Source organism: uncultured Sphingobacterium sp., from assembly GCF_964277905.1.
In the GTDB taxonomy this organism is placed as follows: domain Bacteria; phylum Bacteroidota; class Bacteroidia; order Sphingobacteriales; family Sphingobacteriaceae; genus Sphingobacterium; species Sphingobacterium siyangense.
The window spans coordinates 1-12,333 of sequence record NZ_CAXYKD010000003.1 but is presented as its reverse complement, the minus strand read 5'-3'; the positions used below and the strand labels follow the sequence as shown (position 1 = coordinate 12,333).

Below are 12,333 nucleotides of genomic sequence, written 5' to 3'. Positions count from 1 at the left end.
TTCAGAAATGTTAATTGATCTTCAGCGTAAAGAACTTACTTTGCTTATTTACTACTTTTGTGAAAAAAATAGCATATTATTCGATGGAACACGCTGATAAATTAAAAACGATAAGTTACTGGGGTATCTTCCTTTCTTGCTTTTCAGACTTTAGGGAAAAATGTATTCATGCTGCGCCTGAACATGTATTGGTGTATGTATATTCAGGTGAACAGATTATTGAAGATCGAAACAAGAAAATTAAGATAAAAGCTGGAGAATGTGCGTTTATTCGGCGTAACCATCGTTTGTTGATGTATAAAAATAGCAAGGGGAATGATCTGTATAAGGGGATTTCATTAACATTCAACCGAAGTGTTCTAAGGGAGTTTTACAGCCGATTGAATAAATCTAAGCTTCCTAAACAAGAAGCATTTTCAGATAAAAATGTATTTAAGATAGAACCAAAGCCAGATATTGCGAGTTTGTTTAATTCGCTTACTCCATATTTTGAAGAAAATGTAAAACCGACGGAAGAAGTGACACATTTGAAACTGCTCGAAGGTATTTATGCTCTTCTCAATAATGCTGATGTTTTCTTCCCGATATTATTTGATTTCGCTGATCCTTGGAAGATAGATATGTTGGAATTTATGAATGATCACTATATGGATGATCTTACAATGGAGCAAATTGCGGCCTATACCGGTCGAAGCCTGGCAACATTTAAACGTGACTTTGCAAAAATTAGTACGCTAAGTCCTCAAAAATGGTTGATAAAAAAGCGGTTGGAATCGGCATATGTCAAATTAAAAGAAGAAGGTAAAAAGGTGCAGAATGTGTACGTTGAAGTAGGCTTTAAAAACCAGTCCCATTTTTCAACTGCATTTAAAAAACAATATGGTATAACACCTTCTGAAATCTAGTTTGATGAATTAATCTATTCCATTTAGGGATCGACAATAGGGATGAAGAAATATTTTATTATTTAGGTTATAACTGGAATGACAATAGTTTTATCACTATACGCAATAAATTAAAACAAAATATTGAAATTCGGAAAATTAAAATTCTCTAATAGAAGTTCAAAACCACGATATTTTTGAGTGATCAAACTACCTCTTTTAACTGTGCCGCAGGTCGCATTCTTCCAGGCAATAATCTTTTTTGCTATTTCCGCTTCCGCTCCACTTTTTTATGTAATTTGGTGTCATGGAAAAGTATTGGCCTAAAGTAATCCTAACAGGCCAAAAGATTGAATACCAAACTGACAATTTTAATGATTAACAAACAGACAACATTAAATAAATTAAATGCCTTTGTAATACAGGACAAGTTTTCTAATTCTGCTTGGGAAGAACGGGGACTAAGTCCATCTAACATGGAAATTTGCAACAGACTTCAGAGTTTATTCAACGATTGTGCGAACAATTTGATTGAAGCTATAAATTCTGATTATAAACCAAGACAGCTTAAAAGCATTTTAGAAAAATCGCTGGATAAAGTCCATCGGTCTGATTATGATACAGAAGAGCGTGAATTTATTTGCGACTATTTTGACCGACTTTCAAAAATTGTTTCAGTTGATTTTAAAGACAATCTAAATGGGTGGTTGTATGGCAAAGTGCTCAATACGCTATTCAAATTAACTTCATTTTTCAAAGGACAAGATAAAATAGTTGAAACTTTATCTCAAGACTGCACTCAATGTGGTTCAAAACTTGAGACATTCATTTTAAAAAAAGAAGAAGGTATTCCCGACTATAGTTGGCAAATAATTCAATGTAACAACTGTAATGAATTTAATTTGCTTTCGACAGGACCAAATATTAAAGAAAAGCGTTATGGTAATTATAAAGCAATCGAACAATTGCAAAAAACAACATACTCCGAGGAGCAAGCCAATGTAAGACTTGAACAAATAAAATTCTTCAGAAAAAAATAACCGAGCGATGAACGGTTGTAAATAATAAGTGTGAGTATTCTCTTCGTTTTGAAATCGCATGGGGTCTCAATGCCTGGAATCCCAGTACGGTGAAGAATCTCGACTAGCATTTTTAAAGGAAAATCCGCTATGAAGCCTTCTAGAAACTTATTGAAAGATGCCAGTTTTATAGTTTTCAAATATTGTTAATTATATGTGAGTTATCCGCTATACATACTTCCAAAACAGTTTTGGGTAACTAAGAATTCTGAATGGTCTGTAAAAGAAGCAAAGAAGTATTTTAAATGGTTTAATTTTATAAAAGATAATAGATTGGATGATTATTTGGAAGATCTTTCTGTTGAAATAAATAATATTGATGATTTATGCTATAAGATGTTAGACTTATTATTTGATTCTGAATTTTCACACATTCAAGATGGAGGTAAACTTGATCTCACTAATGCTGGGTATGCCTTAGCTGCCGATACATCATTGTTTGTGTCAGATCATCTTTTTTCTTAGAACAACAATAATTACTAAACACTAATATATTTTTTGAGTACTTCAAGAAGGTCTGCCCGGCGTATTGGTTTGGGAAGAAAGTCATTCATTCCGGATTCAAGGCATTTTTCTTTTTCCCCCAACACATTTCCAGCTGTAACGCCTATGATAGGTATATGTTGATATGCTGGCAGCATTCTAATATGTTGTGTTGCCTCAATACCACTCATGATCGGCATTTGTACATCCATAATAATAAGAGAAAACTGCTTTTTCTTGCTTTCTTCCAAAGCCTGTAAACCATTAGCTGCTTCCGTCAGAAGTATATTGGGAGCAAGAGACTTCATTATCCTATTGTTCAGTACCATATTCACGGGGTTATCGTCAACCAAAAGCACGTCTAATTCTCGCACAAATGCATGCGAATCTTTCTCAGCCTGATCCTGAATAATTTCTATTACTGAACTTCGGTCTACCTTTTTAAGGGTTTTGTATAGATCATGTGATTTTATAGGCTTCAATAGCAAATGTGTATTTTCTATTTTCCTAACCGATGTAAGTATATCCAGTTCTTCCGAAGAAGAAGAAAGTACTATAAATGGAGCAACCTCTTTTCGCTGATTTAATAAGCCTTTTATTTTTTCTATTGTTTCCAATCCGGACATGATAGGCATATGATAATCCATCAGAATGACATCGAACCGCTCACCTTTCAACATGATATCCAAGGCTTCCATTCCATTAGAAGCTAACGTAGATTTGATATTTTTATAGGTAAGCATGTGTTCAAGAATAATCCTGTTGCTTTCATTATCATCCACCACTAAGGCCGTTTTAATTGTCGTTTCATCCTCTTCTTTCCATTCAGACATTTCGTAAGGAACCTCAAGATCGAAGAAAAATACAGAACCGCTGTCCACTTCGCTGGTCAGCGACAAATGACTTCCCATATATCCCAAAATATTGTTCGAGATGGTTAGTCCCAATCCTGTGCCGCCAAATCGTTTACTGATTGAACTGTTTTCCTGGGTAAAGGCATCAAAAATATATTTCTGTTTCTCTATAGGAATGCCGATTCCTGTATCTCTTACTGAGAAGCGCAAGGCAATCGTATGATCATCCATGCGCAATTTCTCTACTTTTAGTTCGATCTCGCCCTTTTCTGTGAATTTTACAGCATTTCCTAACAGATTGATCAAGATCTGTTTTAACCTGACTTCATCAATGAAAAGTATTTTTGGGAGGCCCGGCTCAACGTTGAGAAGAAGTTCGATGTTTTTTTTCTGAGATTGATAAAGAATAACATTGATGACTTGGCTTAACATATCATACACATCACTTTTTTCAATCAAAAGCTCCATTTTTCCGGATTCTATTTTAGAAAAATCCAGTATATCATTGATGATGCTAAGGAGGTTTTCCCCTGATTCATTGATGTAATGCAGATATTGCGTCTGTGCTTCATTCAGCGGTGTCCGGAGGAGGAGGTCTGAAAAACCAATAACTCCGTTCAAAGGAGTACGGATCTCATGACTCATATTGGCCAGAAATTCAGATTTTGCCCTGCTGGCTATATCTGCAGTTTTCTTGGCATTTTTCAGTTCCTCGTTTATTTTTACGGCATTTGTAATATTCTGTATAGAAATAATTATACCTCCAACCTCATCTTTTGTAAGATACCAGGGTCCGACTTTAAGATCGTAATGTTGAATTTCTTCTTTTCCTTCCACCTTTAGTGCAAAATCCCCGTCGATATACGTTTCTCCCAAAAGCGCATTCCTGTAAATCTTTTTTCTTTCTTCGGGAATATTGGGCGATATTGTAAACAGGTTATTGCCGATAAGGTCGACATTATTCATACTGAATTCATCTCGCCATCTGCTGCTTACAGCAACGTAGTTAAGGGCTTTATCAAGCATTGCCAAAGGAATAGGAACATCTGTAGCACAGGACTGCATCATAGCTTCCTTCTGAGCAACTTCCAGAAACATTTTTTTGAAGGCATCAATGTTCTGAATAATTCCAAAAACCCTGTGGCAAACTTCATTTTCAAATTCGGGAATACCTTTTACTCTTACCCAAATGGTGACACCGTCATTACGCAGAAGTTGTAGCTCCTCATCAAAAGAAATCCCTTGTTGTACTGCTCTGTTGAATAGATATTCTATTCTCTCTCTGTTTTTTCCTTCGTAAAATCCAAGGGCATTTTCAAAAGTTGGTTGGAAATTAATGTTAGTTTTATGAATTTCTCGTACACTTTGAGACCAGGTGAGCTTTCCGCTCTTCATATTGACTTCCCAGCCTCCCACTTGGGCAACCGCGCTTGTTTCCTCGAGCATTTCCTTCGTATAAAACAGATCTTTTTCCAATTTATCCCGGCGCATAATGTCCGATTTTAGTTGAATATAGACGAAAATGGTGACGCCAATGGCCGCAACCGCTGAAAAGATAATGAATAAAACGGTCCGTTTGGTGGAGTTGTTCAGATCTTCATTTTTTAGGGCAAGCTGAACTTCCTCGTGTTTCACAAACTCCTGAACGAGCATTCGGCATTTATCCATGGCCATCTTGTTTTGAACAAGTTCTTCTGGAGTCATTAATATTCCCTTTGTACGATTATCAATCAACAAGACATATTCTTTCATCAGCCTGTCTGAGGTATGCAGCAGTTCATGAAGGATATTAATCTGGAGTTTATCATTAAGATTAAACCTATCTTTGTTAGCAACAAGCAGCGGATATTCATTCCTGCTTTTATTGAAAGGTTCAAGAAAATTTTCACGGCCGGTAAGCTGATATCCCCGATTGCCAGTTTCGGCATTTAACAGCGTGTTTAAAATATCTTTTATTAAACTGATAGACTCCTTCGTTTTTAAGAGGCTTTTCCTGCTCTCCATCTGGTTATGTATGCTAACATAAGATGCTATAGAACCCGAAATCAGTAGTATCAAAGACAGCATTACACCTATCTGGAGATTTCTTATAATTTTTTTTGGCATTGGTCGGTAGTTTACTGTTAAGATACTAAAAAAATAGAATTGTATCTCTAATCAGTCAGTAATATTTGATGGCTTTCATCATGTTTCTACTAGATAGCTTATATTGGAGATTTCAACTATTGAGATCATGCGATTCCACTTTAGCTAGCCAGGCACAACAGCTTTTCTGCAGATAGCGTTTATTATTTTTTGTATTTTGTTATTGCATAACCGTCAAATCTTATTAATTCTAATTCTTCCTTTCCTTTCGGTATGTTGTAATAAAAGTTATAAAATTGAACAACTTTACCTCTAGGGAAACCTTTGGTAAATTTTGAAGTTATTGCCGATTGCTTGATTATTTCTGAATTCTTTTTCACAAGAGTTGCCATTGTTCCGTTTCCATAAATTTTGACGTCGCAACTATCCTTTGGTAGCAATGTAAAAGTATTTGATAGAAGAGCTTCTCTTTCTTTTAACATCCATTCTTTTTTCATCCCCCGTAATTGTGCCACCTCAAATTCTGCGTTCTGGATAATTTCCAAAACGTTGTTGCTATTTTTATCATTTAAATCTTTCGTCAGGTTGGTAAGAGCGCTATACAGTTTGTCAAGTAGTTCTGTTGAGTTCTTTAATTGAACTGATTTATTTAAGGAAGATAGTTCGACAGGGATTTTAGCATTAAACTTTAGCGTTTTCAAGAAGTAACCACTTTTAATGTTTTCTTGAGTTATATCATCATTCGATAATTCATAATTTACTAAAATGTTTTCTTCGGGAAAATCAGATTCATTGGAGATGATTGATATTCCTTTGGCTGACCTAACTAATAGAATTTTTAAAATCGGATTTCCTTGCTTTTTATAATTGGATAAGTCAATTAGTATTTTTAACTCTTGTTCACCATTTTTGTTGATCGCAATGTCAATAAAGTTTGGAATTGTGTTTCCAAAGAATTCAAGCCCTTTGACTACAGGATAATCATTTATTGAGATTTCAGTAGGATAATAAAACGTCGGTTGGATACCATAGTTGCTCTTGTCCGCATTATACTTTAGTTTATCCAAAATTTCTGTCTTACTTTCTTGTCCTTTGCAAGAGGCTAAAGTCAGTAAAACAATAATTGATAACATATATTTTTTCATAAGTCAATTCTGTTGGAGCGCGTTGGTTTAATATTTCGGCCAACGCTATTAGACAGCTTTCCGATATACTAGCCGTATAGCTTAAGAAGTATTGGTAATTGTCAAATGTAAAAATATCAATTTTTGCAGTGTAAACCGTTTACAATTCGCTGACTATCGTTTAAAATTCGTTAAAAAGGATGTTATTCAATTTCATATGTTGTTGTAAAATAAAGGAGTTCTAATTTATAACCCCTTGATGTGATCTTTTAAAATTGTCTTTATTCTTGTTTAGTTGTTTTGCAATGAAGATTTAATTGTTCCATTCTTAATAAACGACAACAGGATATTTGGAAATAATATTTTTTAACGTTTGAACAATTGGTTTGATAACGGTCTGATCAAAATTGAGTTCATTTTTCATTTCTTATTCGAAGCCTTCGCCGTTGGGTTATAATCAAGACAGATTTTTATCCAATATTCAAAATCATCAAATTTTTGAAAACCAACAGGCTCTACATAGCAATAGCCTTTTAGTTGCTTTCCTTTCATAATCATCGGCAAGAAGCCTTTTTTTTCCGAGACCTCATCTTCCAGTTCTGCACTATAGCGACACATTAGATTGTCATGGCTGATATTGATACACATTTTCCCATTCACAAGAAAAGATAAGCCACTAAACATTTTCTTTTCTGCAACTTCAATATCTTCTTCCATTGCAAGTCTTTCACGGACGCGGTCGGCAAGTTCATTGTTATAAGCCATCACTTCAGTTTGTCTATTATCTAAAATTACTTAAAAACCACGATTGTCACCAGATTTCCTCTTTTTTTAATTTAAACAACTATACTAAGATAAGTTTGTCGACGAGGATTGTTGCTCCGATAGATTTTCCAGTTGGCCGTCTAGAAACACTTAACCATAGGATTATAATGATTTCGATTCCATTATTTAATAAACAGCCGGAAGAACTCAAGACAATTATGGATCAATGGTTGTACTTCGGATTCTTATAGATCACATTCAGTTATGTATTTCTCATTAATACTGTTTGTAAAATTTTCCTTTCTTTTTCCCATTACTTACAAATTTGTTAGTAACATACATTCAGCTGTGTACTGTGGTAAATTTATGACTTCTATATAATTTTGATAGCATATGGAAAAGATTCTCGGAATACGCGTGATACCGGGATTGATTTTCTATGGAAACATAAATCATAATAAAGAAATGAATACAATTAAATTGACTCCTGAAATAACTAAAATAATTGAAAACCTGAACAAGCTTCATGTGTTTGACGGTTTAAATTCATTAGACATAAGCCGCAAAGGATATGAGACAATGGCCATTCAGCTCGGTGGGAAGAAAGAAGCGGTGAAAATTATAGAAGAATTTAATATTCGTAATAAGAATCACGAAATTCCTGTGAGAATATACCGACCCAATGGAATTGTAAAAGAGAAATCACCGGCTATCATTTATCTTCATGGCGGTTGGTTTATTTCAGGAAGTTTTGAGACGCACGATACTATTGTTCGTCAATTGGCCAATGTTACAGGCTCTGTTATTGTTTTTGTTGATTATCGACTGGCTCCAGAGCATCCTTTCCCAGCTGGTTTCGATGATGCTCAGTGGGCCACTGAATGGATACTCAATAATTCGGATGCTTTAAACATTGATAAAAATAAGGTCGGAATTATTGGCGACAGTGCTGGAGCAGCCTTAGCGGTTGGAATTTCGACACGGCTTGGTCAGCAATTGAGATTTCAGGTATTAATTTATCCGGCAGTTGATAATCAATTAAATACACAATCATGGAAAGACTATGAAGATGGTCCGATTATTAATAAAGATGAAGGAATAAAAGCCTGGAATTGGTATCTAAACGATCCAAGGGATCAACAGAAACCAATGGCAATCCCTTTATTGATTAAAGAATTTAAAGATACACCTCCAACGTTCATATTATTGGCTGAACACGATCCTTTGCGGGACGAAGGAAAACAACTGGCACAGAATATGAAAGTTTCTGAAATTCGGGTCAAAATTACTCATTACAAAGAGATGGTTCATGGCTTTATGCATATGGGAGCTGTTTTAAAAGAAACCAGAGAGGCTGTTTTGGAGATCGCAGCATTTGCAAGAGAGAATTTAAAGTAAAACATCAGCTAATTGGATACGAAGAAATATGCATATATATTGGGTTGTGTAGGATTTTGGTTTTTTAGCTGTTATGCCGAGATAGGAGTTTTTATCTTTTCTCAGGTTACTCCGTTCGATCGTTGCTATCTATGGCCATTAAACCACCTCCAACCGGTATCGCTTGCCAAAGAAAAGTCTAGATCGGTATCCTTTCGGATGCTTTGACCTAGAAGGCTATTAAATGCTAATATGTAAAAGAACACAATGATTTGTTTCATGCTGTGGCTTATGCTCTGAATTTACAAAATCCGGCTGGAGAGCACAAGATGTTACGATTTAGGAAGTAGATTCATCTATCAATAGAAAGATTATTATTAAATCCTTTATATGGTTCATCAATATGGATTTTCATCTTTGTCTTTTTGTGTCACTTTTTAATTTCAAGTCACCATCACTAAATGATAGGGGATATGTATAGCCGCATTTTACAGCATATCCATTTTGATATCCCGGTTTCCATGGACTAGATTTTCTAATCAATTTAATTAAAGCTTCACCAGTATGATAACCAATGTTCTTGGTTATTTGAAAATTACTGAGCCTTCCATCTTTCTCAATCGTAAAATTGATAATCAGTTTGCCGTTTACTTTTGCTTTCTTAGCTGCGGTTGGTATCTGATAATTCTTAATAATCCAATCTTTAAAACCGTTCGTACCATATGGCGGCTCGGGAAATACTTCATTCATGTGAGGAGGAATATCCGCAACAGAGTCATCCGAAACAAGGGACTGACCGACAGCCTGCGCTAACATGCTTATCGATACAATACACATAAATAATAGCTTACGAACCCAGGAAATTTCCATTGTGTTTCTATATAACTAAGTAGCTAATTTACATAACTAATTTGTATCTTGATGCAACAGTTCCTTATGAAAAAATCAATAAATACTATTTTTTTGATGATACTGATTATTAGTCTGTCTTGCTTTTCATGCATGATTTACGGACAGAAATATTTTGATTTAGACCTTTCAGGCCGATATGAGTCCTATACAGGAAAATATATTATGCGATAAAATGAGGTATATTTAAGTTACTTTCCTTTATATTCTAATAAAATGAAACTGATACATATTGGCAGAAAAACGCGTTTAAAATTTTTTAATACAGTTTTTAAATTTGCGCTGGGCGATATGAGCAATATTACTATATTGAATTGTCTAATGGAAAGAATATTGAATACGGTTGGTTAGATTATCGTGATCCTAAATATTTCAAATTTCTTAATAACGTAGTTTATTAGCTATGAATAATATAATGCCTAAATGGTTGTCGTTATGCCGAAGATAAAATGTGTTTGTGAATGTATAATTAGCTTGAGTGAAATACCGAGTCCTAATCAATATTTAATTATTTCAGATATAGAAATGGATAATTATGTGGGAAAAGTAGATATTGAACAATTATACATGGAAATGAAAATAGTTGTGAAGTGTCCAAACTGTGGCAGATTACATATTTTTAATGAGGGGTTTGATAAGGCCCCAATTATTTATCGAATAGATAATTAGAGGAAGGCATTGGCCAGTTTTTAGACACCTGTATTAGCAACCCTAGTGAAATCAGAAATTGTTAGAGAGGAGTATAAAAATAATGTTTCTAAATTGGATGTTGGAGATTCGAAAGGAAGAACACAAACCAAAATTGAAGCAAGAACAAACACTCTTACAGTTGCATATAAGCCTTATGATGCAATTCAAGAGTTTATAAAGAAATAGTTGTAATATTTGATTATGTTTAGGCAAAAAAATCCCTTTTATGAGAAATTAAAAGCGATAAATAGAAGAAAATCTTTTCTTATTAAGGTTGAGCGGGCTTTTTATTTAGGTGGTTTTAAGTATATATCCAATGGGTATGAAATAGTAAAAAATGCTATTTATCAAGGGAAATTAAACTCAATTCTGTCTGAACAAAATTATGATGTAAGAGAAGATAATATTGAGCTGTATTTAATAGAAAATGATTTGAAACTGCTCAACCTAATTGTGATATTTGATCCTTATGGGCTTTATTTTGGGGAAGATTTAATAGGAATAATACCATGTGATATAACAGTTTTAAACCAACTAAATAAGATAGAGCAAATATTTCCATGATCTTAACTGTAAAAGTTGAGATTAGATCTGACAGCTTCGAGATAAAGTTAAGACTCAAGCTGAAAATCTAATGTATACGAGAGAACCGTGGATGGGAAAATAGAATACGTTATGCTACAGCCGGAGCGGAGATGAACGATTTTAAAGACGCTAAACATGATGTTTTGCAACTAAAACTCCTCCGATTGATCAACAGATAAATAGCGGATTGAGAAATGCCATTACTCTTCCTCAATTTCGGATTTAGATTTTAGTTTATGAGAATATTTGTAATATTATTAATTTTTACGCTTTCTGGCTGTTATAATAGGGATCATGAGGTGGACAAAGAGAAACTTGTCGGAAATGATTATCGACTTTTTCAAGGGGCCCCAGTTTGGGATTTGGCAAAGGCAGTAGAAGATGGGAATGTTAATTTAATAAAAAAATTAGTTAACGAAGATAAGCCGCCGGTCAATTACCAAGAGTCGAAATTTGGCCAAACTTTATTAATGCTTGCGATTAATCATAGTGACTTTCTGAGTGCAAAAACATTATTAGCTTTGAAAGCTGATCCAAATATCGCTGACAGATATAGAGGATCTACTTCAAAAACCGATAAATTGAGTTTTGTGAAAATTTTCAAATAGGAGAAATTAAAAGAGTAAAAAAATGAGTCGCAGGAATTTTAAATGTTTGATATTATCGCTAATACTTATGTTATCTTTAAGAGATAGTCACGCGCAATATCAAGCGGGAAAGGCGTTAGAGACAAAGGCAATTCACTATTTCTGCGATAATATTGGGCTAATAAAAGAGAAGGTAACGACTAAGCCAATACGATTTTCAGGATTTACGTTAGCAAAGGCAAGTAATGTATATGAAATTGCAGATTGCTTGGGTGATATCAAGTTAATTAAAGATAGTATTCCAAACAAGTTAGAATTGGATAGCTTGAAAAAAAATAATGATTTAGTGCCACAACATAGAATTAAAATTAAAGCGAAGTGTTCAATTTTTACAAAAAATATTTTTAGCAATTTTGATAGAGATATATTTACACTTTATGTGTTCAACGGAATTGAGTATCGTGGTTATTATTATGTCCAGTTATTCCTATTCAATAAAAATCAGGGGAATTGGACCTTTGCTGTTCGATTTGACAAAAAGACAAATGAGGTGGTAGATTATTGTTTAACGGGTACCATATATTAAATAATTATTTTCCAGTGATTGTTTTTATTATAAAAATGAAGGGTTTACGGTTTTTTCAAACTATCAGACGATCGGCGACAGTTGGATAAGGGAGATACTATATAAGGCCGTTGTCATCCATTTGACTTCTTGCTATTTATATTGTTTCAAGAGTGGAAATCTTAATGAAGATGTGGATTTTCATTTTAGATTAAGTTAGGGGAGTGTAACTCAAACTGTGTCATTGGATTAGCATCTTAAAAACCTCTTTCTAATTTGAGTCTATCCCCAAATCTAATATAAAGTTGGGATATGGTCAAGCCCCAGTTATGCATTGGCATCGTCC

12 protein-coding genes are annotated in these 12,333 nt (G+C 34.2%); 8 read left to right on the top strand and 4 right to left on the bottom strand.

Features of this window, described 5'->3' with window-relative positions; translation table 11 throughout:
• The first annotated feature begins 83 nt into the window (after window positions 1-83).
• The 3 genes from ACHWSC_RS02030 to ACHWSC_RS02020 all read left to right on the top strand — a co-directional run bounded on the left by ACHWSC_RS02030 (window position 84) and on the right by ACHWSC_RS02020 (window position 2,428).
• On the top strand, window positions 84-905 hold the full coding sequence (locus ACHWSC_RS02030) for a helix-turn-helix domain-containing protein (protein ID WP_394675626.1): 822 nt from the start codon (window positions 84-86) through the stop codon (window positions 903-905).
• Between the two features lie 353 nt (window positions 906-1,258).
• Window positions 1,259-1,924 (top strand): DUF4844 domain-containing protein, encoded by a 666-nt coding sequence (locus ACHWSC_RS02025; protein WP_394675625.1) that lies wholly within the window; start codon window positions 1,259-1,261, stop codon window positions 1,922-1,924.
• Window positions 1,925-2,119: 195 nt separating this feature from the next.
• Complete coding sequence (locus tag ACHWSC_RS02020; protein WP_394675624.1) at window positions 2,120-2,428, top strand: hypothetical protein; 309 nt, start codon at window positions 2,120-2,122, stop codon at window positions 2,426-2,428.
• Between the two features lie 14 nt (window positions 2,429-2,442).
• Here the strand turns inward: ACHWSC_RS02020 and ACHWSC_RS02015 are convergent, their stop codons facing one another.
• The 3 genes from ACHWSC_RS02015 to ACHWSC_RS02005 all read right to left on the bottom strand — a co-directional run bounded on the left by ACHWSC_RS02015 (window position 2,443) and on the right by ACHWSC_RS02005 (window position 7,274).
• The gene (locus ACHWSC_RS02015; RefSeq protein ID WP_394675623.1) at window positions 2,443-5,304 is read right to left on the bottom strand and encodes a response regulator; all 2,862 of its coding nucleotides are present in this window, start codon (window positions 5,302-5,304) and stop codon (window positions 2,443-2,445) included.
• Window positions 5,305-5,588: 284 nt separating this feature from the next.
• Window positions 5,589-6,530: a hypothetical protein gene (locus ACHWSC_RS02010; RefSeq protein WP_394675622.1), complete on the bottom strand. Its 942-nt coding sequence runs from the start codon at window positions 6,528-6,530 to the stop codon at window positions 5,589-5,591.
• A 399-nt stretch (window positions 6,531-6,929) separates the two neighbouring features.
• On the bottom strand, window positions 6,930-7,274 hold the full coding sequence (locus ACHWSC_RS02005; RefSeq protein ID WP_394675621.1) for a TfoX/Sxy family protein: 345 nt from the start codon (window positions 7,272-7,274) through the stop codon (window positions 6,930-6,932).
• 393 nt (window positions 7,275-7,667) lie between these two features.
• On the opposite strand from ACHWSC_RS02005, the gene ACHWSC_RS02000 reads away from it, so the two are divergent.
• Window positions 7,668-8,672, top strand: coding sequence for an alpha/beta hydrolase (locus tag ACHWSC_RS02000; RefSeq protein ID WP_394675620.1), 1,005 nt, complete (start codon window positions 7,668-7,670; stop codon window positions 8,670-8,672).
• A 390-nt stretch (window positions 8,673-9,062) separates the two neighbouring features.
• On the opposite strand, the gene ACHWSC_RS01995 is transcribed toward ACHWSC_RS02000, so the two are convergent.
• A complete protein-coding gene (locus tag ACHWSC_RS01995; protein WP_394675619.1) occupies window positions 9,063-9,521 on the bottom strand; it encodes an energy transducer TonB in 459 nt (152 codons plus the stop codon).
• 753 nt (window positions 9,522-10,274) lie between these two features.
• On the opposite strand from ACHWSC_RS01995, the gene ACHWSC_RS01990 reads away from it, so the two are divergent.
• From ACHWSC_RS01990 to ACHWSC_RS01975, 4 genes are all read left to right on the top strand, one after another.
• Window positions 10,275-10,436 (top strand): hypothetical protein, encoded by a 162-nt coding sequence (locus ACHWSC_RS01990; RefSeq protein WP_394675618.1) that lies wholly within the window; start codon window positions 10,275-10,277, stop codon window positions 10,434-10,436.
• Window positions 10,437-10,451: 15 nt separating this feature from the next.
• The gene (locus tag ACHWSC_RS01985; RefSeq protein WP_394675617.1) at window positions 10,452-10,814 is read left to right on the top strand and encodes a hypothetical protein; all 363 of its coding nucleotides are present in this window, start codon (window positions 10,452-10,454) and stop codon (window positions 10,812-10,814) included.
• Between the two features lie 257 nt (window positions 10,815-11,071).
• A complete protein-coding gene (locus tag ACHWSC_RS01980; RefSeq protein WP_394675616.1) occupies window positions 11,072-11,443 on the top strand; it encodes a hypothetical protein in 372 nt (123 codons plus the stop codon).
• A gap of 67 nt (window positions 11,444-11,510) precedes the next feature.
• The gene (locus tag ACHWSC_RS01975) at window positions 11,511-12,008 is read left to right on the top strand and encodes a hypothetical protein (RefSeq protein WP_394675615.1); all 498 of its coding nucleotides are present in this window, start codon (window positions 11,511-11,513) and stop codon (window positions 12,006-12,008) included.
• The last annotated feature ends 325 nt before the right edge of the window (window positions 12,009-12,333 follow it).